General features: G+C 69.1%; 19 protein-coding genes. 9 read left to right on the forward strand and 10 right to left on the reverse strand.

Features of this window, described 5'->3' with window-relative positions:
- Positions 1-89: 89 nt before the first annotated feature.
- Positions 90-1,058 (reverse strand): S8 family peptidase, encoded by a 969-nt coding sequence (locus JL101_RS02850; RefSeq protein WP_203100290.1) that lies wholly within the window; start codon positions 1,056-1,058, stop codon positions 90-92.
- A gap of 273 nt (positions 1,059-1,331) precedes the next feature.
- Positions 1,332-2,252 (reverse strand): LysR substrate-binding domain-containing protein, encoded by a 921-nt coding sequence (locus tag JL101_RS02855; protein ID WP_203100289.1) that lies wholly within the window; start codon positions 2,250-2,252, stop codon positions 1,332-1,334.
- A 110-nt stretch (positions 2,253-2,362) separates the two neighbouring features.
- On the opposite strand from JL101_RS02855, the gene JL101_RS02860 reads away from it, so the two are divergent.
- A complete protein-coding gene (locus JL101_RS02860; RefSeq protein ID WP_203100288.1) occupies positions 2,363-2,902 on the forward strand; it encodes a peroxiredoxin in 540 nt (179 codons plus the stop codon).
- A 118-nt stretch (positions 2,903-3,020) separates the two neighbouring features.
- Entirely contained in the window at positions 3,021-3,551 is a 531-nt protein-coding gene (locus JL101_RS02865) for a carboxymuconolactone decarboxylase family protein (RefSeq protein ID WP_202682834.1), read from the forward strand.
- An 86-nt stretch (positions 3,552-3,637) separates the two neighbouring features.
- On the opposite strand, the gene JL101_RS02870 is transcribed toward JL101_RS02865, so the two are convergent.
- Positions 3,638-4,300 (reverse strand): LysE family translocator, encoded by a 663-nt coding sequence (locus tag JL101_RS02870; RefSeq protein WP_203100287.1) that lies wholly within the window; start codon positions 4,298-4,300, stop codon positions 3,638-3,640.
- A gap of 348 nt (positions 4,301-4,648) precedes the next feature.
- On the opposite strand from JL101_RS02870, the gene JL101_RS02875 reads away from it, so the two are divergent.
- Complete coding sequence (locus JL101_RS02875) at positions 4,649-6,871, forward strand: LPS-assembly protein LptD (protein WP_203100286.1); 2,223 nt, start codon at positions 4,649-4,651, stop codon at positions 6,869-6,871.
- 347 nt (positions 6,872-7,218) lie between these two features.
- On the opposite strand, the gene lptE is transcribed toward JL101_RS02875, so the two are convergent.
- The 7 genes from lptE to JL101_RS02910 form a co-directional block, all read right to left on the reverse strand.
- A complete protein-coding gene (gene lptE / locus JL101_RS02880) occupies positions 7,219-7,701 on the reverse strand; it encodes an LPS assembly lipoprotein LptE (protein WP_203100285.1) in 483 nt (160 codons plus the stop codon).
- 109 nt (positions 7,702-7,810) lie between these two features.
- On the reverse strand, positions 7,811-9,007 hold the full coding sequence (locus JL101_RS02885; RefSeq protein ID WP_203100284.1) for an O-antigen ligase family protein: 1,197 nt from the start codon (positions 9,005-9,007) through the stop codon (positions 7,811-7,813).
- A gap of 43 nt (positions 9,008-9,050) precedes the next feature.
- Positions 9,051-10,982 (reverse strand): polysaccharide biosynthesis protein, encoded by a 1,932-nt coding sequence (locus tag JL101_RS02890; protein WP_203100282.1) that lies wholly within the window; start codon positions 10,980-10,982, stop codon positions 9,051-9,053.
- Between the two features lie 19 nt (positions 10,983-11,001).
- The gene (locus JL101_RS02895) at positions 11,002-11,961 is read right to left on the reverse strand and encodes an NAD-dependent epimerase/dehydratase family protein (RefSeq protein WP_228435260.1); all 960 of its coding nucleotides are present in this window, start codon (positions 11,959-11,961) and stop codon (positions 11,002-11,004) included.
- Positions 11,958-12,962 (reverse strand): MraY family glycosyltransferase, encoded by a 1,005-nt coding sequence (locus JL101_RS02900; protein ID WP_203100280.1) that lies wholly within the window; start codon positions 12,960-12,962, stop codon positions 11,958-11,960. The genes JL101_RS02895 and JL101_RS02900 overlap by 4 nt, the downstream gene beginning before the upstream one ends.
- 64 nt (positions 12,963-13,026) lie before the next feature.
- Positions 13,027-14,019: an NAD-dependent epimerase/dehydratase family protein gene (locus tag JL101_RS02905; protein ID WP_203100278.1), complete on the reverse strand. Its 993-nt coding sequence runs from the start codon at positions 14,017-14,019 to the stop codon at positions 13,027-13,029.
- 122 nt (positions 14,020-14,141) lie between these two features.
- Positions 14,142-15,473, reverse strand: coding sequence for an oligosaccharide flippase family protein (locus JL101_RS02910; RefSeq protein WP_203100276.1), 1,332 nt, complete (start codon positions 15,471-15,473; stop codon positions 14,142-14,144).
- Between the two features lie 290 nt (positions 15,474-15,763).
- Between JL101_RS02910 and asnB the strand changes: the two genes are divergently transcribed.
- From asnB to JL101_RS02940, 6 genes are all read left to right on the forward strand, one after another.
- Entirely contained in the window at positions 15,764-17,761 is a 1,998-nt protein-coding gene (gene asnB, locus JL101_RS02915; protein WP_203100273.1) for an asparagine synthase (glutamine-hydrolyzing), read from the forward strand.
- Positions 17,762-18,173: 412 nt separating this feature from the next.
- Positions 18,174-19,313, forward strand: a complete 1,140-nt coding sequence (locus tag JL101_RS02920; RefSeq protein WP_407697384.1) for a glycosyltransferase family 4 protein — start codon at positions 18,174-18,176, stop codon at positions 19,311-19,313.
- Positions 19,314-19,334: 21 nt separating this feature from the next.
- On the forward strand, positions 19,335-20,558 hold the full coding sequence (locus JL101_RS02925; protein ID WP_203100269.1) for a glycosyltransferase family 4 protein: 1,224 nt from the start codon (positions 19,335-19,337) through the stop codon (positions 20,556-20,558).
- A 225-nt stretch (positions 20,559-20,783) separates the two neighbouring features.
- Positions 20,784-21,599 carry an ABC transporter permease gene (locus JL101_RS02930; protein WP_203100267.1) on the forward strand — a complete coding sequence of 272 codons (816 nt, stop codon included), beginning with the start codon at positions 20,784-20,786 and terminating at the stop codon, positions 21,597-21,599.
- The gene (locus JL101_RS02935; RefSeq protein ID WP_203100265.1) at positions 21,599-22,885 is read left to right on the forward strand and encodes an ABC transporter ATP-binding protein; all 1,287 of its coding nucleotides are present in this window, start codon (positions 21,599-21,601) and stop codon (positions 22,883-22,885) included. Before JL101_RS02930 ends, JL101_RS02935 begins: the two co-directional genes overlap by 1 nt.
- Positions 22,886-22,994: 109 nt before the next feature.
- Positions 22,995-24,512 carry an FkbM family methyltransferase gene (locus JL101_RS02940; RefSeq protein WP_203100264.1) on the forward strand — a complete coding sequence of 506 codons (1,518 nt, stop codon included), beginning with the start codon at positions 22,995-22,997 and terminating at the stop codon, positions 24,510-24,512.
- Positions 24,513-24,527: the final 15 nt, after the last annotated feature.

Here is a 24,527-nt window from a genome sequence, read left to right on the forward strand (position 1 = left end):
GCCGGAGCAGGCGAAGCTGTAGTGGAAGCTGATGCGGACGCCGATGATCGGCTTGCCGCCCGGCCCGGGCTTCGCCGGCACCTGCTCGCTCAGCAGGATCGAGCCGGAGATCTGGGCGCTGCCGACATGGTCGAACAGCTTCTCTGCGTTGGTATCCTCGTCGGCCGCGCGCTCCAGCTCCTCCTCGGTGTCCTGGGCCTCGACCTTGGCCAGGTCGAGGTCGGCCATGAGCTTCTTGCGCTGCTGACCCGGCCCCGGTTGTCGGCGGCCCCGACCGCGATGACGTGGGGAAGGGCGCCGGGATAGTAGAGCTCGCGCCGGCCGTCGTTGCCGGACGCCGCGACGATGGTGACGCCGTTGCGCCTCGCATAGTCCACCACCTCGCGGTGGGGCAGCCCGCCGCCCTCGTGGCGCACGCCCAGGCTCATGTTGATCACGTCGGCGCCCTGGTCCACCGCCCATTTGACGGCGCTGTTGATGTTGTCCAGCAGCCACGCGCCGAACCGCTTGCCCGCCCCGTCGAGGATGTCCACGAAGTCGCGGCCGGGGCGGAGCGAATCCGCCAGCTCGGGATGGGCGAGGTCGATCCCGGTGTCGAGCACGGCGACCAGCACCCGTTTGTCGCCGCGCGTATAGTCCGACGCCTCGTCGAGCCCGATGGCGGCCCGGCCGGTGCGGTCGTCGCCGGACAGCGCCGACGCCCGGGGCAGCTCCGACCGGGCGATCAGGCCTGGGCGGACCTGCTCGACCACCGGCAGCAGGGAGATGTCCTCGACGAGGCCGGGCGGGATTTCCCGGTTGTCCTGGAGGATCAGGCGGTAGACGCGGTTGAGGCCGCTCTCCAGCTCCTGCGCCGTCCACCGGCCCGAGGGATCCCGAGGCCGGTATTCCGCCGTGACCCAGACGCCGACGCGGTGACGGTCGAGCACCCGGTCCACGTCGGGATGGAGCCTGCCGCCGACGTCCGACTTGTCCCGGACCGCATCGCTCCAGGCCGGCGCGGTCGCCGTCGCGGACGCGGCCCGGGGGGCGAGCCTGATGATCAGATGCGGCTTCATGGGCGATCCTGGACGCATGCGGGCGCAGTCACCCGAATGCCGGGGTTGATGGAAGGCTGACCGCTACAGTGATCCTGGAATCCGGGTTCGGATGCGTGAAATATTAAGTCCGCTCTTACAGGCTGCATACTATGCTATAGCACTAGTATTCTTGATTCTACTGGATCCATACGTAGAATTCGACAAATGGTCAAGCCGGAATCACTTTGATCACCTGCGACTCCGGGGGATGATTACCAGGGAATGTAGGGTGGCGTCGTCCGTCCCGCCGGGTCAGCCGACCGGTTCGGCACCCAGCGGCAGATTGTCGCGCAGGAACTGCGCCAACTCCTTGAACTCGCGGCCGCGGGCGGCCTCGCGCCGCCAGACCAGGGCGACTCGGCGGGACGGGCAGGGCGGGGCGAAGGGACGGATCTCGACCGACCCGTTCGGCGCGGAGGCGCCGGTCACCGACAGCGCGGGCAGCAGGGTGATGCCGATGCGGCTCGCGACCATCTCGCGGAGCGTGTCCAGCGACGTCGCGGCGAAGCTCTCGCGGTCGCGCGCCCTGGCATCGCCGCAGACCGCCAGCGCTTGGTCGCGGAAGCAGTGGCCGTCCTCCAGCAGCAGGACCTGCTCGTCGGCCAGGTCCGATTCGCTGACCTGGTTGCGCGCCGCCAGCCGGTGGCCGGCGGGCAGCGCCACCACGAAGGTCTCGTCGAACAGGGGTTCGGCCTCGAAGGACGGCTCGGCCACCGGCATGGCGAGCATCAGCGTGTCCAGGTCGCCGCCCTTGAGCCGTTCCACGAGTCGCCCGGTCTGGTCCTCCCGGAGATAGAGTCGCAGATCCGGGTATGTGCGGCGCAGCGAAGGAAGCACCCTGGGGAGCAGGTATGGGCCGACCGTGGGTATGACACCTAGTCGCAGGTCGCCCGCCAGCGGAGCCGCCACGCCCTGCACGCTGTCGGCCAGGTCGCGCACCTCGGCGAGGATGCGGCGCGCCCTTTCGGCAACCTCGGTGCCGATCGGGGTCAGCATCACGCGGCGTTTCGTGCGCTCCACCAGCTGGGTGCCAAGTGCTTCTTCCAGTTGCTGAATTTGGGCCGACAGGCTGGGCTGGCTGATGTTGGCCGCATCCGCCGCCCGGCCGAAATGCAGGGTGTCCGCGACCGCCACCAGATAGCGCAGGTGCTTGAGCGTGACGGCCTGACTCATCGGCCTCTCCTATCACTGCGTTCGGAAAATGCGATTGGATTTATCATAGGGCTGTCGCCAGTTTTGGAACTGTTCGAATTTAGTGCACCGCAGCATACGGAGCGAGTTTCATGCTTACTGTCGGCGACAAGTTTCCCGCCTTCGACCTCAAGGCCGTCGTTTCCACCGATATGAAGGAAGCCTTTGCCCAGTTCACCGACCGCTCCTTCGAGGGCAAGTGGCTGGTCGTGTTCTTCTGGCCGAAGGATTTCACCTTCGTGTGCCCGACCGAGATCGCCGCGTTCGGCAAGCTGAACGGCGAGTTCGCCGACCGCGACGTCCAGGTTCTCGGCGCCTCGACCGACAGCGAGTTCGTGCATCACGCCTGGCGCGTCCATCACGACGACCTGCGCGACCTGCCGTTCCCGATGCTGGCCGACATCAAGCGCGAGCTGAGCACCGAGCTGGGCATTCTGGACAAGGCCGAGGGCGTGGCACTGCGCGCCACCTTCATCGTCGACCCCGAGGGCATCATCCGCTTCGTTTCGGTCAACGACCTGTCGGTCGGCCGCAACCCGCAGGAAGTCCTGCGCGTCCTGGACGCCCTGCAGACGGACGAACTGTGCCCCTGCAACTGGCAGAAGGGCCAGGACACCCTGCAGGCCGCCTGATCCCGCTTCCCGACGGGACTGACCATGGTGGGCGCCGAAGGGCGCCCATCGTGCCGGCGCCGGTTCCCGTACCGGCCTGATCTGCATTCACCTGTCCGCACCTTAGGAATTGCCTGCCATGTCGATCGATGCGCTGAAGGGCAAGCTGCCCGACTACGCCAAGGACCTGAAGCTGAACCTGTCCGGCGTGTTCAACACGCCCAACCTGACACCGCAGCAGGCCTGGGGTACCGCCGTCGCGTCCGCCCTCGCATCGCGCCAGCCCGAAGTGATCCGTGCCATCGTCGCCGACGCCGGGCAGCACCTCGAGCCGGCGGCGCTGAACGGTGCCAAGGCCGCCGCGGCGATCATGGGCATGAACAATATCTACTATCGCTTCGTCCACCTGTCCGCAACCAAGGACTACGCCCAGATGCCGGCGCGCCTGCGCATGAACGTCATCGGCAATCCGGGGGTGGACAAGGTCGATTTCGAATTGTGGTCGCTCGCCGTCTCGGCCGTCAACGGCTGCGGCATGTGCATCGAGAGCCACGAGCACGAGGTCGTCAAGAAGGGCGTCTCCAAGGAGGCCGTGCAGGACGTGATCCGGATCGCTTCCGTGATCCACGCCGTCTCCGCGGTGATCGACGGGGAGAACGCGCTCGCCTGAGCGCACATCTCCCGCCCGGGAACGATCATGGAAAAGGCGCCGGCCCGCGAAAGCGGCCGGCGCCTTTTGCGTCTGTGCCGCCCCGTTCAGTTCATCGCGGAGGCCGGCCCGATGATGCCCCCGATGATGTCGAGGACCGCGCTGTACAGCGCATAGATCCCGAAGCAGGCCAGCAGCACCGCCGCGGTCCGGTTGATCCCCCGGAACACGCCGTCCGAGATCATGTGCCGCATCATGGCCACGCTGCCGCTGAGCGTCAGAAACCAGAGGGCCGAGCCCAGGAAGACGCCCAGCACCAGGACGGTCGCCTCGTAGTCGGAGGCGAGCTCGCCGCCCAGCCCGAAGCCGGCGAAGATCGCGACGAAGGCGAAGATGGTGATCGGGTTGGTCAAGGTGAGCCCGAGCCCGACCGCGAAGCCGCCCAGGACGGTGCGGATGTCCCGCGTGATCTCCCGCGGGTGCGGCTCCGCGGTGAAGGCCCTGGCCGCGATCAGCAGCATGACGGTGCCGCCGACCAGCCGGAAGGTTGTCTGGTGGCCGGCCAGCCAGTCGGTCATGGCCTGCACGCCGAAAGCCGCTATCGCGCCGAAGATCCCGTCGGCCACCGCGGCGCCCAGGCCGGTGGCGAAGCCCGTCAGGACCCCGCCCTGAAGCGTGCGGCGGATGCACAGCAGGCCGATCGGCCCCACCGGCGCCGCGATGGCGATCCCCAGCAGGATGCCGCGCAGGAGAACCGCCAGATACTCCACAACCAGAACTCCCCCAACCCTCCGTGCGCGCGACGCGGCGGAGTATGCCCGCCCGGCTCCCGAAGCGGAACGGGCGAATGGCCGGTGCGGCACTAAACACGGCCCGCGGGGACGGCGGGAGGAAAGGATGGGGCGCTGAGGGTTGCCGGAGTGCAGCACCTGTGACCTTTGTACCGGCTGCCGGTCCGATGCGGCTTGCCTCCCGGACGGCCTTCGATTAATCAGGGAACCGGTACAGGGCCGCGGACCAAGTCCCATCGCCAACCATCCGCCTCCACTGGGGAGCGCTCCGCCGGGGCCGCTCCGAAGGGTATTCTTGTGCGTGCTTTTTCCTTCCGGGATAAGGGTTTGAAACGTCCTGAACGGGGACTGCGCAACAGCTTGCGCGGCGGCCTGGTGGCCCTGGGAATCGCGGCGGCGGTAGGCGTTCCCGCGGCATCGGCGCAGGAGGCCGGGGGCGACCAGCCCGTGCTGCTGAACGCCGACGAGCTCACCTATGACGAGACCCTGGGCATCGTGACCGCCACGGGCGACGTTGAACTGGCCCAGGGCGACCGCCTGCTGCTGGCCGACCGCGTCTCCTTCAACGAGCGCACCAGCGTGGTCACCGCGACCGGCAACATCCGCCTGCTGGAGCCGAGCGGCGACGTGATGTTCGCGGAATACGCCGAACTGACCGACGACCTGGCCCAGGGCTTCGTGCAGCAGGTCCGCGCCCTGCTGACCGACAATTCCCGGCTGGCCGGGACCGAGGCGGAGCGGACCGACGGGGGCCGCTTCATGCGGATCAACCGGGCGGTCTATTCCCCCTGCGACCTGTGCGCCGAGGACCCGACCCGGGCGCCGCTCTGGCAGCTCCGGGCCAACCGCGTGGTCCACGACAAGGAGGCGAAGGAGGTCGTCTATCGCGACGCCCGGCTCGAGATGTTCGGCATCCCGGTGCTGTATACGCCCTATTTCGAGCATCCCGACCCGACGGTGGACCGGAAGAGCGGATTCCTGAGCCCGATCTTCGGCTATGGCGGCAATCTCGGGACCTTCGCGGCGGTCCCCTACTACTGGACGATCGCGCCCGACATGGACGCGACGATCACGCCGATGTTCAGCACGGAGGACGGGCTCCAGGTCCGCGGCGAGTGGCGCCAGCGGTTCGAGCGGGGCCGCCTGTTCCTCGACGGCAGCATCGTCAACGCCGACCGGACGACGACCTCGGGCGAGGTGAAGGAGGACCGCTGGCGCGGGCACCTGTTCGGCGAGGGTCTGTTCGACCTCGACGAGACTTGGCGGGCGGGCTTCAACCTCCAGCAGACGTCGGACCGGTCCTACCTTCGGCGGTACCGGATCAGCGGCGAGGACATCCTGACCAGCCGCGCCTTCGTCGAAGGCTTCCAGGGCCGCAACTACGCGGTCGCGAACGCCTATCGGTTCGACGACCTGCGCGAGCTTTACGAGAACGAGCCCTACGTGATCCCGCTCGCCGAGGCCCAGATGCTCGGCGAACCCGACTCGTTGCTGGGTGGGCGCTGGTCGCTGGATTTCGGCTTGGTCGGATTGCAGCGCCCGGAAGGGCGCGACACCCAGCGCGCCTCGATCGAGGCGGGCTGGCAGCGCCAGTTCGTCGCCGACGCGGGCCTGATCACCACGGTCAGCGGAACCCTGCGGGGCGACGCCTATTACGTCACCGACTATATCAGGCCGGACGATCCGACCGGGCGGGAGGACAGCACGACCGACTACCGCCTGTTCCCGCAGGGGCAGATCACCATGCGGTATCCGGTGGCGCGCCAGATCGGCACGGTCCAGCACGTGATCGAGCCGATCGTCTCGTTCACCACCTCGCCCAACGTCGACGACCAGGACGACATCCCGAACGAGGACAGCCAGGACATCGAGCTGACCGCCTACAACCTGTTCCGCCCCAACCGCTTTCCCGGCGTCGACCGGCTCGATTCGGGCACCCGGGTCACCTACGGCGCCAAGACGGGTTTCTACGGTTTCGGCGGCGGCTTCTCGGAATTTTTCCTGGGGCAGAGCTACCAGATCTCCCGGAACGACGAGGCCCTGGAGGCATCGGGCCTGGGCGAGGATTATTCCGACATCGTCGGCAGCGTCCGCGTCCAGCCCGGCCCCTACCTGGACCTACAATACAATTTCCAGCTCTCGGAGGAGGACCTGGAGGCCCAGGTCCAGCAGTTCCGCGTCAGCGCCGGCGTTCCCCTGCTGCGCGCCGGCGTCAACTACTACTACCGCGACCGGCCGACCAGCGGCGATACCGCGCCCCGCCGCGAGTTCCTGTCCGCGTCCCTCAGTTCTTCCTTCTCGCAGTACTGGTCCGCGGCCGTGGCGCAGAGCTACGACCTCCAGGCGACCGACGAGAAGCTGCGCAGCACCAGCGCCTCGCTGACCTACAGCGACGAGTGCTTCACCTTCCAGGTCATCGGATCGCGCGACAATACCGTCCGCTCCGGCGAGGAGGGCGGCGACACGATCTATTTCCGCTTGGTGTTCCGCAACCTGGGCGAGGTCGAAGCCCCGCTCATCAGTTCCTCCTCCCAGGCGGCGTCCCAGTAGGCCCGCCGCGAGTCGCCGCCGGCAGCGGCGCTTTTCCTTGCGGAGGGTCGGCGTCCCGCCGACCGAGGTGCGCGGGACGCGCGCCCTCCCCGGGAGTCCCCCGGTTCATGCTTTGCGATGCGTTGGGCCGCGGCCCAACGCTTGAAACCAGATGTCTCGGTCGGAACACTCGTGGCTCGGCACAGTGTTTTTGAGCGATTTGTCGTAGGTCGGCTTCGGCCGAAGGCCGACGCCGACAGCGCGGCCGGAGCATCGACGCAGGGCGTCGGCGTTCGCCCTGGCGGGCGAAGGCCGACCTACCGCACTCCGGGTCCGCCGAACGTCATCAAAGACACTGTACGGGACCGCTAGGACGCCGACGCCGTCACCGGCTCGCGGTTGAAGAACAGCGACAGCCGGCGGGTGATGTCTTCGCTCAGCTGCGCCACGCTGCGGTCATAGGCGTCCTGCTCCCCGATCAGGGTCGCGTACTGGCTGCGCAGGATGTTGAAGTTGCTGACGGAGCTGGTGGTGCCGGACAGCACCGCGGCGCCCTGCGCGTTCCGGAGCGTATAGGTCGCCAGCACGTTCAGTTCGGCGCGGGTGGCGCTGTCGTCCACCGCGATGCCGAGCTTGATCACCGAGGGGTTCAAGGCGATGTCGAGGGTGTATTCCGGCGATACCGGCCGGCCGTCGATATAGAACCGGTCGATCAGGCTGTTCCGGAGCTGCTGCCCCAGGCGGTTCGGGATATTGTTGACCTGGACGAGCGACAGCTGCTGCGCGGCCGGCGTGTTGGCGCCGTGGAGCGGCTGGTATCCGCAGGCGGGCAGCAGCATCAGACAGAGCAAAGCGCCCCACCTTGAAAGCGGGTTTGTCTTGTTCGACAGCATCAGCCACCTGGTGAATTCACGGGACCTCGGGGAACTGATGCGGCCGGCGCGATCAGCCCCGTCGAAGCTATCCAACTCGATGCTGGCGCGCAAGCACGTGGATCGCCAGCATCGACAGGAACAGCGCGCCCAGCCACCAGACCTGCCAGATTCCGTAGGCGACCGAGATCATGGCGAGCATGCCGGCGAAGGCGGCGAGCGCTACCGGCTGGCTGTCGCGCGGCAGGGTGCCGATATCGCGGAGGATCGTCAGCCCGGCGGCGATGCCGAAGCAGACGCCGACGAAGCCCAGCTCCAGCCAGACCTGGAGGATGGCATTGTGCGGGTGGAGCGGCAGCACCGGGAAACTGTAGCCGCCGCGGTCGACGAACACGTTCTCCGCCAGGGAGCGGGACGAATCCAGGCCCCACCCGACCAGCGGGCGCTCGAACACGAGGTTGGACGCGTAGTGCCAGATCTCGATCCGGTGGAGGAACGAGAAGGGCAGGTCGCCGCGATCGATCAGGTCGAGGCTGTAAAGATATTCCATGGCCGGAATGGTCGCGAAGAAGGTCACGACGACTCCGACGCCCAGCAGATGCCGGACGATAGCCGGCGCCGCCATCGCGGCCGCCAGGGTCACCAGCCCGATCAGCAGCCCGACCATCGCCGACTCGCTCTCCCCCCCGGTCACCAGGACGATCATGCCGACCGGCAGCAGGGCGGTGGCGGCCCACTGGCGGCGAAGCCAGAACACCTGGCAGACCGGCCAGCACAGCGCCGCCATGGCGACCATGTTCCGGTTGATCAACGATCCGTACAGCTCCAGATCGGGCGGCACGCCGCCGCGCATCAGCCGGTAGACCGGCAGGCCGTGCAGCAGGTCCAGCATCAGCAGGATCACCGCCGCGGCGTAGGCCGTCACGAGCAGGCCGGCTCGGCGCCCGTCCAGCAGCGGCGTACGGACCGCGCCGCTCGCCAGCAGCATGGCGGGCAGCAGCGCGTAGCCCAGTTCCCACGCCTGATGGAGGCTCCGCCCCGGCCGGATGCTCCAGAGCGCGGTCAGGGCGCCGTAGGCCAGGAAGCCGCCCAGGATCACCAGCCACCGCACCGGCGGGACGGGCCAGCGGCCGGTGTCCAGGCGGTGGAGCAGCACGCCGATGACCGAGCCGGCGATCATCAGCGGGGCCAGTCCGCGCGGCACGGTGACCGCGACAAGGGGAGCGAGCAGGAGGGTGATCAGGCAGGCGGTCGCGAAGCGCGCCGGCGTGGCCGGCCCGCTCATGTCGGCTGGCTCATTCTGGGCCGTTCATCCTTGCTGGTTCATGTCAGTCGGAGCCCAGCTCCTGGCGCGGGGCCTCCGTCGCGGCATCCTCGGCCCGGTAATCCGGGACGAGGGTGCGCAGGGTGGCCAGGGTCCTGGACCGGTCGGTCGCCCGGGCGGCGTGCTCCAGCTCGTTCAGCAGCCGGTTGATCACCGCGTGGTCGATCACGCGGGGCGACGCCTGGAACACTCCGTCGGCGCTGGTGCGGGTCGGCGCCTCGCCCTCGGACAGCAGTTCCTCGAACAGCTTCTCGCCCGGCCGCAACCCGGTGAACTCGATCATGATGTCCCTGTCCGGGCGGAGCCCGACCAGCCGGATCATGTTGCGCGCCAGATCGACGATCTTCACCGGCTCGCCCATGTCGAGCACGAAGATCCGGCCGCGGCCCTGCGGATGGGCCGAGCCGTAGGCGGAGGCCTGGAGCACCAGCTCGACCGCCTCGCGCACGGTCATGAAGTAGCGCCGCATCTCCGGATGGGTGACGGTCAGCGGGCCGCCCGCCGCGAGCTGGCGCTGGAACAGCGGGACCACCGAGCCGCTGGAACCCAGCACGTTGCCGAACCGGACCGTCATGAACCGGGTGCTGGCCCCGTCCGACGCCGGCAGCAGGTCCAGCGACTGGCAATAGGATTCGGCGGCGCGCTTGGTGGCGCCCATCACGCTGCTCGGGTTGATCGCCTTGTCGGTGGAGATCAGGACCATGGCCCGGGTGCCGACGGTCCGCGCCGCGTCGGCCACGTTGCGCGTGCCGATGGCGTTGGTCAGCACGCCCTCCTCGGGATTGGCCTCGACCAGCGGCACGTGCTTCAGGGCGGCGGCGTGGAACACCAGGTCGGGCCGCGCGTCCTGGAACAGCCGCAGCACGCGGGCGCGTTCGCGCACGTCGGCGATCACGCTGTGGCAGGCCAGGCCCGGGTACCGGCCCCGGATCTCGCCGTCGATCGTGTACAGGTTGAATTCGCCCGCATCGACCATGGTCAGCTCGGCCGGGCCCAGGGCCGCGATCTGGCGGGTCAGCTCGCTGCCGATCGTGCCGCCGGCGCCCGTGACCAGCACCCGGCGCCCGGCGATCAGGCCCTGGATGGCGCTGCGGTCCAGCACCGTCTGGGGCCGCCCCAGCAGGTCCTCCACCGCGATCGGCCGCAGCTCGATCTTGCCCTCGCCCAGGGCGTCCTTGAACTCGGTCAGGCTGGGCAGGCGGCTGAGCGACAGCCCCAGCGGCTCGGTCAGGTCGAGCAGCCGGCGGATCAGGTCGCCGTCATGGTCCGCCTCCGGCTTGGTCACGATCAGCCTCTGCGGCTTGACGCCGCGCCGGTGCAGGGTCTCGACCACGGCCGGCAGGTCGTCCACGCCGCCCAGGACCGGCACGCCGCGGATCTCGCGGCCGATCCGCCCGCCCTTGTCGTCGACCACCCCGACCACGCGGTACGCCGCCTGGGGCGTATGGGAAAGCGCGCGGATCAGCTGGTCGGAACCGTCCTCGGCACCGACCAGAAGCACCGGCACCCGGTGCTCCCCGCCGGAGAAGTCGGCCAGGGCCAGCCGCCGGTCCTTGAACAGGCGATAGCCGAAACGCGGCCCGCCCAGCAGGAACAGGAGCACGAACCACTGGATCACCGGGATCGACCGCGGGATGGTGTCCAGCCGGGTCAGCAGGAACAGCAGCAGCACGGACACGACCGAAACGACCGTGGCGGCCTTGGTCACCAGGATCAGGTCCGGGGCCGACGCGTAGCGCCAGATCCCCCGGTACAGCCCCAGGAGGCGGTAGGTGATGGCCGCGGTCAGAAGCACCACCACGAGGCCTTCCAGCAGGCCTTCGAAATGGAATCCGAACAGGTCGTCCCCAACGCGCAGGTAGAATGCCGCGACGAAGGCGAGACCCGTCATCAGGAGGTCGTGCAGGTAGGCGAGGCCGGCTCGATCGAATTTCATCAGCTCAACGGGCGCTGCTCTATGGACCGGCCGCAGCATTGAACCATTCCGCGGTGACGCGCAAGGCGTCTTCCTGCGACCAAAGCGGTTCCCAGCCCAGGGTTTTTCGAATGGCCCGGTCATCCAGCTCCAGGGACGCCGCCAGCCGGTCGAAGGCGTCGCCGCGTCCGATCAGGTGGAAAGCCGCTCCCAGCAGAGGCGGCGGGACGCCGAACAGGCGAGCCGGCCGGCCCAGGGCGCGGGCGATCGCGCGGATCAGGTCCGGCGTCGACAGCACCGGGCCGTCATGGACCAGGAACCGGCGGCCCGGGGCGTCGCGGTGTTCGACGCAGGCCATGATGGCGCCGGCCAGGTTTCCGACATAGACCAGGCTGCGCCGGTTGCGGATCGCGCCGAACGGCAGCGGCGGGGCTCGGCGGCACAACTCCATCAGCTGCCGGAAATTGGCGCCGACGCCCGGGCCGTAGACCAGCGGGGGCCTGACCACGACCTGCTCCAGCCCGGTCCGCGCGGCGACGGCCTCCAGCGCCTGCTCGGCCTCCAGCTTGGAGATGCCGTAGGGGGAACTCGGCCGGGGCGGGGTCTCGTCGGTCACCGCATCCTCGGCGCCGTTCTCGGTCACCGCCTTGATGGTGCTGACCAGCACCATGCGGCGCACCCCGGCGGCGGCCGCCGCTTCGGCCAGCCGCCGGGTGCCCTCCCGGTTGACCCGGCGGTGCAGGTCGAGCGCCGCGGCGGACCCGCCCGGCTCCTCCGCCTGGTGGACCCGGGCGGCGAGATGGACGACCGCGTCGACCCCGTCGAGGGCGCGGCTCCAGTCGGTTTCCGGGCCGATGTCGCCGACCGTCGCCGTGTCGGGGACGGGGAGGGCGCCGGGACGGCGGACCGCGGCGCGGACATGGTGGCCCCGGCATGCGAGCATCGGAATCAGGGCGGAGGCGACGAAACCGGTCGCTCCGGTCACCAGGACGCGCATCATGCCCTCCCGGCCGGACGGGGCAGGAAGGCCAGCAGGGCGAGCACGACCAGCGCGCCCGGCACCAGCGCCATCCAGCCGACCGTCACCGACGCGGCGGCCAGGGCCACCAGGCAGGCATTGCCGGCCAGGACCCACAGCACGACCCCGGAGTGGCTGCGGCCGGCCTGGACCGCGCGCTGGTATATATGCTCGCGGTGGGGCTGCCAGATCCGCTTGCCCGCCGCCAGCCGGCGCAGCAGCGTGAAGGTCGCGTCCGCCAGGAAATAGAGCGGAACCAGGAGTGCGGCGGCCCAAGCGCCCGACCCGGCGGCGCCGAGCAGGAGCCAGCCCAGCAGGTAGCCCAGCGGGACGCTGCCCACGTCGCCCATGAAGACCCGGGCCGGATGCCAGTTCCAGCCGAGGAATCCCAGCGCCGCTCCGACCGTCGCCAGCGCCAGCCAGAGCGGCACGAGTCCCAGCCCCGCCATCACCGAGACCAGGGCGAGCCCGGCGCCGATCGAGGCGGCCTCGCTGCCTGCCAGCCCGTCGATCCCGTCCATGAAGTTGAACAGGTTGACGAACCAGAGCCAGCAGAAGCCCGCCGCCAGCCGGTCCGCCCACAGCGGCAGCCAGCCCTGGAAGACCAGGTCGGGACCGGGCAGCGCCGTCAGCCCCAGGGCCACCGCCGCGATCTGCGCCGCCAGCCGGAACAGGGCCGGGCGGCTGCGCCGGTCGTCCATCCAGGAGACGGCGACCAGCCCGGCGGCGCCCGCCAGCACCGGCCCGATCCGGTCGAACGAGCCGATGATCCAGCCGATCAGCGCGAAGGCGGGCAGCAGGGTCGCCATGATGCCCCAGCCGCCGCCGCGCGGCGTCGGCACCGTGTGGCTGCTGCGCTCGTTGGGGAGGTCGAGGATGGCGTTCCGGCGCAGATAGTGGAGCACCATGCCGGTCGCCATGTAGGACAGGGCGGCGGTGCCGGCGAGCAGGGCGGTTTCGAACAGGCCAATGGCATCGGTCATCGGGATATCCGGGCGGAACGCCCCAGCGTGGTCCGGCCGGAACGTCCCGGCTTGGGTAAGGCGATCATGCGATGCCGTGATAGTCCTTGTACCACGCGACGAACCGGGGAATACCCACTTCTATCGGGATCGCGGGCTCGAAGCCCAGATCGCGGCGGGTCGCGTCGATGTCGGCATAGGTCGCGGGCACGTCGCCGGCCTGCATCGGCTCCAGGTTCTTCAGGGCGGTGCGGCCCAGCGCCTGCTCGATCACCTCGATGAAGCGGACCAGGCTCTCCGACCTGTGATTGCCCAGGTTGTAGAGCATGGAGCGTACGCCCCGAGCGTCGGGCGCGGGCGGGCGCCCCAGCGCCGCGACGACCCCGGCCACGATGTCGTCGATATAGGTGAAGTCGCGCTCCATGCGGCCCTGGTTGAACACCCGGATCGGCCGGCCGGCCATGATCGCGTCGCAGAACAGGTAGGCCGCCATGTCCGGCCGGCCCCAGGGGCCGTAGACCGTGAAGAAGCGGAGCCCCGTCGCCGGCAGCTTGTGGATGTGGCTGAAGCTGTAGGCGATCAGCTCGCCCGCGCGCTTGGTCGCGGCGTACAGCGAGACCGGATGGTCCACCGGGTCGTCGATCGAGAAGGGCAGCTTGGTGTTGGCGCCATAGACGGAGGAGGAGCTGGCATAGACGAAGTGCTCCAGGGAATCCAGGCTCCGGGCGGCTTCCAGCATGACCACCTGGCCGACCACGTTGGCGTCCGCGTAGGCGTACGGGTTCTCCAGCGAGTAGCGTACACCCGCCTGCGCGGCGAGATGGACGATGCCGGTGACCGGTCCGGACGATCCCGCCCGCTTCAGCGCCGCGCCGACCGCGTCGCGGTCGGCCACGTCGGCCTGGATGAAGGTGAAGCCGGTGCGGCCCGCCAGCCGCCCGAGCCGCGCGCGCTTGAGGTCCACGCTGTAATAATCGTTCATGTTGTCGATGCCGACCACCTGATCGCCGCGGGCCAGCAGCGCCTCGGCGACATGGGAGCCGATGAAGCCGGCGACACCGGTGAGAAAGATCGTCATCCAGGACCTCGGTCGAGTTCAGTACGGCCGCTTTATGGCCCAGCCCACCCGGCAGTGCCAGCGCAACTCGGTCATAGCCCTTCCGATTCGGGGCCGTGCGGGTCGAGCTTCCCCGAATCGGTTCAGCCGCCGGTTTCCGCGTCACGCGGCCCGCCGTCGCGCGGCGCCAGGGCGGCCAGCAGGCGGCGCGGCAGCAGGGGCGGCGGGATGCCGACCCGCTGCCAGGCCATGGCCGCCATGGCGATCTGGCTGCCCAGCAGCGACAGGGTGGTCATGGCGGCGGCGCCCTCGATCCCGAAGGCCGGGATCATGACCAGGTTCAGGGCGACGTTGGCCGCCGCGGCGCAGCCCAGCGCCCGCATCGCCTGCTGCTCGTGCCCCGTCATGGTCAGCATCAGGTGGCTCGGGCCGATCACCGTGCGCAGGCAGATGCCGACCATCAGGATACGGGCGGCTCCGGCACCGTCGACGAATTCGGACCCGAACAGCCCGAGGATCCAGGGGGCGAGGACGATCAGCGGGATGCCGATGACCAGCGACCCGGCGAGCGTCATCAGGGTCGTCGTCCGCATGAAGGCGGCCAGTTCTGTCCGCTCTCCCCGGGCATAGTGGGCGGCGAACGAGGGGGCGACGATCGCGCCGACCGCCAGGTACGGGAACAGCACCAGTTCGGCGACGTTGCAGGCGACCACGTAGACGCCGGCGTCGGCGGCCGTCATCAGCCAGCCGATCATCAGCACGTCGCTGCGCTGGAGCAGGAGCTGGCTGCCGCCGGTAAGTCCCAGGACGAAGGCCGAGGCGATCCAGTCGCGCCGCCGGAAGACCGCGCGCGGCGCGGGGGCGGGCAGCACCGCGAGGCGCCGGCGGAGATACAGGATCAGGGTCAGCGCGCTCGCCCCGCCCAGCGCCACGAATCCCATGACGGCCGGCGGCGTCAGCGTCAGCGACAGGCCGGTCGCGGCTCCGACCAGGAGCAGCACGACGGCGTCGCGTCCGAGTCGTTCCGGCGCGGTGCCCAGCACCACCTGGCCCTGCCCGTACAGCACGGCGGCATTGAGCCTCAGCATGGCGAGCAGGGGCAGCACCACGAAGCCGGCCAGGAAGGTGGCGCCGAGCTCCGCCGGGATTCCCGGCTGCCGGGATATCAGGAACGCGCCGAGCGCCGAGATCCCGATGCTGAGGGCGCCGACCAGGACGGCGGCATGGCGGAGCACGCCGGCGAGCAGGGCCCATTCCTGCCGGGCCTGGTGCGCCGCGACGTTGCGCATCATCAGCATGTCGTGGCCCATGACGGCCACGTAGACCAGGATGTTGATCCAGGCCATGACGTAGGCGAAATGCCCGTAGCCTTCGTGGCCCAGCAGGCGGGCGAGTACGATCTGGAGTAGCAGCGCCTGGGCCATGCCCGCGACGTTCAGCGCCATGACGCTGCCGCCGCCCCGGGCCAGCCGCATGAACGCCGGGTTCCGCGTGATCAGGAGAGGAAGTCTAAATGCCACCGCGATAACCGAAACCTGCGAAAACCGGGACGCGCGCCGCTGCCGGAAGCTTGACCGGCGGAGAATGCTGTCGCGCGGAGGGGGAAGTCAATGCGGCTGGGCACCTTTTCGATCGTCACCCATAAGGTGGCCCCGCTTACCGATGATTGCGCTTGCCCGGAGCGGGCGCGGGCTTCTATTCGAGAACTTATGGTTCTCCTTGAACCATCGTCGTCACGGACAGTCAGGCGGGGAGATCGGTTCCGGTGTGTGGCATCTGCGGTTTCGTCGAACCTTCCGGCCGCCGGGCGCCGGCATCCCTGGTGCGCGCGATGGCGGATGCCCTGGCCCACCGCGGCCCGGACGGCGACGGCGTCTGGACCGACGAGGAGGCGGGCGTCGCGTTCGGCCATCGGCGGCTCGCGATCGTCGACCTGTCGCCCCTGGGGCGCCAGCCCATGGAATCGGCCGACGGCCGGCTGGTGCTGACCTTCAACGGGGAGATCTACAACTACCGGGACCTGCGTGCCGAACTGGAAGCCGGCGGGATCCGCCTGCGCGGCCAGTCCGACACCGAGGTGCTGGTCGAGGCCTGCGCCGCCTGGGGCGTCGGCCCGACGGTGCGGCGGCTGATCGGCATCTTCGCCTTCGCCCTGTGGGACAAGGCCGCCCGGCGCCTGACGCTGGTCCGCGACCAACTCGGCGTCAAGCCGCTCTACTGGGGCCGGACCGGGAGCGGGGCCGGGGCCGGGGAAGGCGTGATGTTCGCGTCCGAACTGAAGGCGCTGCGGGTGCATCCGGGCTGGTCGCCCGAACTGGACCGCGGCGCGCTGGCCTCCTACCTGCGCTTCAGCTACGTTCCCGCGCCGCACACGATCTACCGCGGCGTGGCCAAGCTTCCCGCCGGCTCGATGCTGACCTGGGAACCGGGGACCGAGCCCCGCACCGAACGCTACTGGGACATGCGGGCGATAGCGCGGGTTCCGCCGCGCGAACGCGATCCGGCGTCGGCGATCGACGCGCTGGAGGCGCTGCTGGGCGACGCCGTCGGCCGGCAGATGGTCGCCGACGTGCCGCTCGGCGCCTTCCTCTCCGGCGGGATCGACAGCTCGACCGTGGCGGCGCTGATGCAGGCCCGGAGCGGCCGGCCGGTGCGGACCTTCTCGATAGGGTTCGACGCGGCGGGCTATGACGAGGCGGTCCACGCGAAGGCGGTCGCCGGACACCTGGGCACCGACCACGCCGAGCTCTATGTCGGCCGCGACCACGCCCGCGACGTGATCCCCCGGCTGCCCGACCTGTTCGACGAGCCTTTCGCCGACAGCTCCCAGATCCCCACATACCTGGTCTCGGAAATGACCCGCCGCCACGTCACCGTGGCGCTGTCGGGCGACGGCGGCGACGAGCTGTTCGCGGGCTACCACCGCTATTTATGGGCGGACGCGGCGCGCCGGCGGCTGGACCGCCTTCCCCGGAGCCTGCGCGGGGTCGCGGCGGCGGCGCTCTCGGGACCGTCGGAAAGTGCCTGGGACCGCGGGTTCGGCCTGCTTCCGCGCGCGTTCCGGCCGGACCGCGCGGGCGATCGCCTGCACAAGCTGGCGGCGCTGCTCGCGGCGTCGGGACCGGACGAGGTCTATCGTGGCCTGCTGTCCCACTGGGACCCGGCGGAGATCGTCAGGGGGGCGGACGAGCCGCGCGGCATCCTGTGGGACGGCTCGGTCGCCGGCGAGATCCCTGACTTTCTCCGGCGCATGCAGTTCCTCGACACGGTGACCTATCTTCCGGACGACATCCTGGCGAAGGTGGACCGGGCCAGCATGGCGGTCGGGCTGGAGGCGCGGGTGCCGCTGCTCGACCATCGCGTGGTCGAGTTCGCCGCCGGCCTGCCGGCCTCGCTCAAGGTGCGCGACGGACAGGGCAAGTGGCTGCTCCGCCAGGTGCTCTACCGCCACGTCCCCCGGGAGCTGGTGGAGCGGCCGAAGATGGGCTTCAGCGTGCCGCTCGGCGACTGGCTGCGCGGCCCCCTGCGCGACTGGGCCGAGGATCTGCTGGACGGGCGGCGGCTGGACGAGGACGTCGTGCTCGATCCGGGGCCGGTCCGCCGCCGCTGGGCGGAGCACCTGTCGGGCACGCACGACCACGGCGACAGGCTGTGGGGCGTGCTCATGTTCCAGGCATGGCGGCGGCGCTGGCTCGGCCCTGGCTCCGACCGGGCCGGGGAGGCCGATCCGGCGCCCCGGCCGCATCGGGCGGCAGTCGGGTGATCCGGCATCGGGGTGACGGGACAAAGAAAAGGAAATATTCAACCGTCAATCGTTAGCCCAAAAGGACTGCTGCCCATGATGTTCCGGGCTATCCGAAAAGGCATATTGCGTTTGTTTTTGCCATCATTGCCGCTCAGGGCACTTAGATTAAGCCCCTTTGATAATTGACGGGGTTGGGTACGCTCGTTAGCTATGGCAGTGATGCCAACCGCTCGGATGTTTCGTTCAATAGGCAGGACTGCCCCGGAGTGGCAGGCATCCAGCAGGTCTGACGTGCGTGGCCAGCCCGTAAGCGACGAGAAGAGGGCCTGATTGAGTGGTCGGCACTGACAAGCGACACATGTCCGACGGCCGGAAGCGGAATCTTCTGCTTTGGTATTGGGGCAGGCGAGGCGGTGGAGCCCATTATTGCTTGGAAGTTGCCCGTGAACTGTCTCGGCGGGACGAGTTCAACCTGCACCTGTCGGTTTCCCGCAATTGCGATCTCTACCGCGAGATCAAGGCGTTGGGGCTCCCGGGGTTCGACGTGGACACCTATTGCGATGTCGGATCGGCGGTCATGGCGCTGTCGCGCCTTCCGCAGGTCAGGCGGCAGTTCAGGGAATACTTGGAAAAACACGAGATCGACGTCGTCCTGTGCACCATGCAGCACCTGTGGAACCCCTTCATGCTGCCGGCGATCCGCCGGGCCGGCGCGCGCTACGTCGTGACGATCCACGACGCGGCACTCCATCCGGGCGAGCGGTTCCTGCCGTACCAGTGGTGGCTGGACTGGGAGATCCGCCAGGCCGACGGGTACGTGGTGCTGAGCGACCATGTCGGCAGCGTCCTGCGCACTCGCCACCGCACCGCGGCCGACCGGATCGCCGTGGCCCCCTGCGGCCCGTTCAACCAGTTCATCGACGCCGGGCGGGCCTGCCGGCCGGCGGGCGAGATCCGGGCGCCCCGGCGGCTGCTCTTCTTCGGCCGGATCATCGCCTACAAGGGCCTCGACCTTCTGCTCGACGCCTACGGCCGGCTCAAGGCCGACCATCCCGACCTCAGCCTGGCCATCTACGGCGACGGCGACATCTCGCCGTACCGGGCCGCCCTGGAAAGGCTGGCGGACGTGACCGTGGAGAACCGTTACATCGGGGAGGAGGAGTTGCATGGCATCCTGGAGGAGGCCGACCTCGTCGTCCTGCCCTACCGGGAGGCCAGCCAGTCCGGAGTCCTGGTCCTGGCCGAGGCGGCCGGCCTGCCGGTGGTCGGGACGCCGGCCGGCGCGCTGGTCGAGCAGATCGTCCCCGGCGTCAACGGCCTGATCGCGGCCGGCATCAGCGGAGAGGAGCTGGCGGCGTCGATCGGTCGTCTGCTGGACGATCCCGCCCTCTATCACCGCTGCGTCCAGGGCATCGCCCGGAACGCCGAGGACCGATGGTCGGAAGCCGGCGACCGCATCTCCCGCTTCCTGCTGGGGGCGGGCGCGTCGGCCTCTCCGGCACCCCGTTACAACGCCGTTCCGGCCCCCGGGACGGAAAGCCGCCTGCCGCTCCGCCGGCAGGCGCGCTGACCGCCGGGGAGGCCCGCCGTGATGACGGTATCCCCCCGGAAGACCGTGCGCTCGCTGTGGCGGAGCATGCCGCCGGGCCTGCGCCGGTCGCTGCTGTTCGGCACCACCCGGCTGGCCGCTCCCATCGCACGGCTGCCCGGCCCGCCGCCGGCCGAACCGGTCGTCGTCGTGGGGCCGATCTCCAGCGCCACCGGCCTCGGGGAAGGGGCGCGGCTCTGCATGCGTGCGCTCCGCGCCCAGGGGCTGGACGTACGCGGCTTCGACGTCAGCCAGGTCATGCTCGGCGGCGATCCCGCGGAGCCCATCGACCCCGGCGCCGCGGTCGCACCGGGGCCGGGCACCGTGATCCTGCACGTCAACGCGCCGCTGGCGCCGCTGGCCCTGCTGATGCTGGGACGGGCGGCGATCAAGGCCAAGCGGATCATCGGCTATTTCGCCTGGGAGCTGCCCGACCTGCCGGCCGACTGGATCGCCGCCCTGGCGCATGTCCACGAGATCTGGGTTCCCAGCCGGTTCACCGCCGACGCGTTCCGGCGGCACACCGACCGTCCGGTGCGGATCGTGGCCCATCCGGTCGCGGCGCCGGGCCGCCTCCGGCCGGCTGGCGATCGGGCCGGCGCGCCCTTCACGGTGCTCACCCCGTTCAACATGGCGTCCGGCTTCACCCGGAAGAACCCGGTGGCGGCGGTCCAGGCGTTCAAGCTGGCCTTCGGGCCGGCCGACGAGGCGCGGTTGATCCTGAAGACGCACCATGTCCCGGCCTATCCGGCCGGCCGCGACCAGCTGGCCGAGGCGATCGACGGCGATCCTCGCATCAGCGTCCTGGATGGCACGCTGGACCGGACTGAGCTGGACGCGCTGATCGCCGGCAGCGACGCCGTGATGCTGCTCCACCGGTCCGAGGGATTCGGCCTGCCGCTCGCGGAGGCGATGGGACACGGCGTGCCGGTCGTCGCCACGAACTGGTCGGGCAACACGGACTTCATGGATTTCGACAATTCCTGCCCGGTTTCCTACTGGCTGGTGCCGGCTGTCGACCCTCAGGGAAGCTACCACTACGCCGACCAGGTCTGGGCCGAACCCTCGGTGGAGTACGCCGCCCGGCAGTTGCGCCTTCTGGCGGAAAGCCCGGACGCCCGCGTCCGGCTGGGCGTTGCCGCCACCGCGACGATCCGCCGGCGCTGCTCGTCCGAGACCTATGCCGAGACCCTGGGCTCCCTCCTGCTGACCGGCGCAGAGGTCTAGGTACCTCCCCCCGATGGTGCAGTGCGCTTGACAACAGGAAACCGTTCCGCTCCTATTCGCGGCGTGGAATACAGTAAATATTAGTTGATATGTTGTTAAACATGCTTGAGTGGAAACCTAGAGAGAGATTTCGAGTTCCAGGCGTGTTGCCGGAAAGTGTGAGGCTGGATTCATGATGGATCTGCCATTTGGCGGAAGCGGGCTGACTACAATGCGGATTCTCTCATGAATGCTGTGATCACGAAAATTCCCTTTGCGGAACCGCTGTGGCGCTATCGGGCCTTCATCTGGAGCGCAGCCACGCGCGAGATGCGCCTGCAGTCGATGAACTCGGTCCTCGGCTGGCTGTGGCCGGTGCTGAACGCGGCGGCCCTCATCCTGCTGTACATGACGCTGTTCGTCGAGGTGCTGAAAAGCAGGCTGCCGGGTTCCGACGACAGCATGTCCTATGCGATCTACCTGTGCGTCGGCATCATCACCTGGACCTACTTCTCCAACACCATCCTGCGCTCGCTGAACATCTTCGGCGAGAACGCCATGCTGCTGAAGAAGGCGGGATTCCCGAAGATCACGCTGCCGATCATCGTGATCGTGTCCCAGGGCGTCCAGTTCGCGATCATGCTGGGGGTCTTCGCCGTCCTGCTGATCGTGACCGGCCGGATCCCGGGATGGGCCCTGCTGGGCATGATCCCGCTGCTGGTCCTGCAGCAGGCCATCGCGATCTCGCTCGGCATGCTGCTCGGCACGCTCAACGTCTTCTTCAGGGACGTCGGGCAGGCGATCGGCATCGTGCTGACCTTCTGGTTCTGGCTGACCCCCATCGTCTATCCGCTGTCGATCCTGCCCCCGGCGGTCGCCTCGTTCGTCACGAACTGGAACCCGATGACCCGGATCATCACCGGATACCACGACATCGCGCTCAACAACGCCCTGCCGGACCCGGCCGCCTATATCGGCCACGTGGTGCTGGCGGCGGCGCTGTTCGCGCTGGCCTATTTCTGCTTCAAGCGTCTGTACAGCGCGGTCCAGGACTATCTTTGATGCCCCTGATCAGCATCCGGAACATCACCAAGAAGTACCATACCTTCGCCAGCGACTGGGACCGCTTCGTCGAGGCGATCACCAACGGCAGGATCCGGCGGCGCCACGAGCACTGGATCCTGAAGGGGGTCTCGCTGGAGGCGGAGCCCGGGGAGTCGATCGGCATCATCGGCTACAACGGCGCCGGCAAGAGCACCCTGCTCAAGATCGTCCTGGGAGTCTCGACGCCCGACAGCGGCACCGTCGCGATCAACGGCCGGGTCGCCGGGCTGCTGGAATTGGGCGTCGGCTTCCATCCCGAATTCACAGGCCGGGAGAACGCGACGATCAGCTGCCAGCTCCTCGGCCTCGACCCGGCGGAGATCCCGCCGCTGGTCGAGGAGATCAAGCGCTTCTCGGAGCTGGAGGACTATTTCGACGAGCCGATGCGGACATATTCCACCGGCATGCAGATGCGCCTCGCCTTCAGCGCGTCGACCGCGGTCCGCCCGGAGATCCTGGTGGTCGACGAGGCCCTGGCGGTCGGCGACGCCTATTTCCAGCACAAGTCGATGGCGCGGATCCGGCGCTTCCGCGAGGCGGGGACGACCCTCTTCCTCGTCTCCCACGATCCGACCGCGATCAAGAACCTGTGCGACCGGGCCCTGATCCTCGAGGAGGGGGTGGTGATCCGCGACGGCCGGCCGGACGAGGTCCTGGACTACTACCAGGCCATGGTCAACCGGCGGAAGAAGGACGAGGAGATCCGCCAGTTCAGCAACGACGGCGTCGTCGTCACCCGCAGCGGCGACGCCCGGATGGAAATCTCCGCCATCCAGATCCTGGACATGGACGGAAGGCCCGGCCGGGTCTTCAAGACGGGGGAGACCGCCCGCATCCGGCAGACCATCACCTGCAACGATCCCGACGTCCGGCCCAATGTCGGCATCATGATCCGCGACCGGCTGGGCAACCATATCTACGGCACCAATACCCATCTGAAGAAGGTCACGATCGACGACCGCTTCGAGGTCGGAACGCGGTTCCACGTGGATTTCGACGTCGAGCTCCGGCTGGGCGCCGGGTCGTACAACGTCTCCGTAGCCGTGGTCGACGACGCCCTGCACAGCAGCCATCTCGACTGGATCGACCAGGCGGTCGTCTTCCAGGTCATGCCCGACGGCGTGCCCGACTACGCGGGCCTGACGCCGCTGCCGGCCCGCCTCTCCTATGGCCGTGGCTCCGGGATCGAATCGGGAGCCGGGGGCGAGCAGCTCGGTGCCGACCGGGTGGAGGCGGGAGACTGAACGCCTCGGCGCTCCGGCCCCGGGAGCCCCGGCCCCGGGAGCCCCGGCGGCGGCGAAGCGCCCCGATCCCGGCCCTCCGTGACCAATCCGATATCGAGACCCCGAGCCGATGACCTTTATCTCCTACGCCCAGAACTACGAAGACATCATGCTGTTCCGCGCCCTGCGCGGCGTGGAGCAGGGCTTCTATGTCGATGTCGGCGCCAACAGCCCGGACGAGCATTCCGTGACCCGCGCCTTCTACGAGCGCGGGTGGCGGGGCATCAATATCGAGCCGGTCCTGGAATTCCACCGGCAGTTGCTGGAGGCGCGTCCGCGCGACGTCAACCTGCCGATCGCCATCGCGGACCGGACCGGGTTCATCGAGTTCCACGACGTGGCCGGCACCGGCCTCTCCACGATAAACCCGAAGATCGCCGAAAATCATCGTGCCGCGGGTTATCAGGTCACCAGGCGCAGCGTCGTGGTCGAGACGCTCGACGAGGTGTTCCGGAAGTATGTCAGCGGCGAGGTCCATTTCCTCAAGATCGACGTCGAGGGACTTGAGGGGTCGGTCCTGCGGGGGCTTTCCCTCGAGGAGATCCGGCCCTGGATCATCGTGGTCGAGGCGACGGAAGTCCTGAGCCAGGTGCAGAGCCATGCATCCTGGGAGCCCCGTCTGAAGGAGCGGGGCTACTCCTTCGTCTATTTCGACGGCCTCAACCGCTTCTACGTGGCGGACGAGCATGCCGATCTGGCCGGTTCCTTCGAGAGCCCGCCCAACGTCTTCGACGACTGGATGCGGATCACCGACCGCCAGGCGCACGACCGGGCCAACGTGCTCTCCGCCAAGCTGGAAGAGGAGCGGGAGTCATACAGGAGCGAACTGGAGATCCTGAAGGCCCAGGTCGAGGAATGGAAGACCCGGGCCGAGGCCGCCCAGGCCGCCGAAGCCGCCAGGCGCGCGGAGGAAGCGGCTCGCAGGGCCGAGGACGAGTCGCGGCGGCTGGAGCTGGAGGCGCGCCTGGGCGAGCTGATGCGTGCTCTCGATGAGGCTGCCGCGGCCGGGGCCCGGGCGTCCGAGCGGGAGGCGAGGCTGCTCGACCAGATGGCGGACCTGTCCGTCCAGGCCGCCGGATTGAGGACCGGCATCGTGGCCCTGCGGGAAGGAATGGAGAATTCGGTGCAGGCCGAGACGGCCGCGCTGAGGCACCGGCTGGCCGAGCTGGAGCACGCCTCTTTCCTGGCCAAGCTGGAACTGGACTCGGTCCTGGCCAGCTCCTCCTGGCGCATCACGGCGCCGATGCGGGGGGTCAAGATGGCCGCCGCGGCCCTCGCCAGGTCCATGGGGGACGCCGGGGGCTCCCGGCCGGGTCCCTCCCTGGTCAGCCGCGCGGCCCATTGGTCGGCGCGCCAACCCGTGCTCAAGCGCGCCGCGGTGGCCGTCCTGGCGAGGAGTCCCGCGCTGGAGCGCAAGGTCCGTTCCCTCGTGGCGCCGCCGCCGGGGGTGCCGGCGACCGCCGTGGCCGACATTCCGCCGCCGCGCCGGCCGGACCGCTCCGGCCCCGCCATCGTCTCCCGAAGCCCGTCCCCGGCTGAAGCCATCGTCGAAACCGCTTTCCGACGCGCGCTCGCGCGCGCGCGCTGACCGGAAGAAGCCACC

The organism is Skermanella rosea (genome assembly GCF_016806835.2).
GTDB classification, from domain to species: Bacteria; Pseudomonadota; Alphaproteobacteria; order Azospirillales; family Azospirillaceae; genus Skermanella; species Skermanella rosea.

Coding starts and splice junctions, on each gene's coding strand:
- JL101_RS02850 (WP_203100290.1), bottom strand. CDS start 1,058: ATGAAGCCGCATCTGATCATCAGGCTCGCCCCCCGGGCCGCGTCCGCG.
- JL101_RS02855 (WP_203100289.1), bottom strand. CDS start 2,252: ATGAGTCAGGCCGTCACGCTCAAGCACCTGCGCTATCTGGTGGCGGTC.
- JL101_RS02860 (WP_203100288.1), top strand. CDS start 2,363: ATGCTTACTGTCGGCGACAAGTTTCCCGCCTTCGACCTCAAGGCCGTC.
- JL101_RS02865 (WP_202682834.1), top strand. CDS start 3,021: ATGTCGATCGATGCGCTGAAGGGCAAGCTGCCCGACTACGCCAAGGAC.
- JL101_RS02885 (WP_203100284.1), bottom strand. CDS start 9,007: ATGAGCGGGCCGGCCACGCCGGCGCGCTTCGCGACCGCCTGCCTGATC.
- JL101_RS02890 (WP_203100282.1), bottom strand. CDS start 10,982: ATGAAATTCGATCGAGCCGGCCTCGCCTACCTGCACGACCTCCTGATG.
- JL101_RS02895 (WP_228435260.1), bottom strand. CDS start 11,961: ATGATGCGCGTCCTGGTGACCGGAGCGACCGGTTTCGTCGCCTCCGCC.
- JL101_RS02900 (WP_203100280.1), bottom strand. CDS start 12,962: ATGACCGATGCCATTGGCCTGTTCGAAACCGCCCTGCTCGCCGGCACC.
- JL101_RS02905 (WP_203100278.1), bottom strand. CDS start 14,019: ATGACGATCTTTCTCACCGGTGTCGCCGGCTTCATCGGCTCCCATGTC.
- JL101_RS02910 (WP_203100276.1), bottom strand. CDS start 15,473: ATGCGGCTGGCCCGGGGCGGCGGCAGCGTCATGGCGCTGAACGTCGCG.
- JL101_RS02925 (WP_203100269.1), top strand. CDS start 19,335: ATGACGGTATCCCCCCGGAAGACCGTGCGCTCGCTGTGGCGGAGCATG.
- JL101_RS02930 (WP_203100267.1), top strand. CDS start 20,784: ATGAATGCTGTGATCACGAAAATTCCCTTTGCGGAACCGCTGTGGCGC.
- JL101_RS02935 (WP_203100265.1), top strand. CDS start 21,599: ATGCCCCTGATCAGCATCCGGAACATCACCAAGAAGTACCATACCTTC.
- JL101_RS02940 (WP_203100264.1), top strand. CDS start 22,995: ATGACCTTTATCTCCTACGCCCAGAACTACGAAGACATCATGCTGTTC.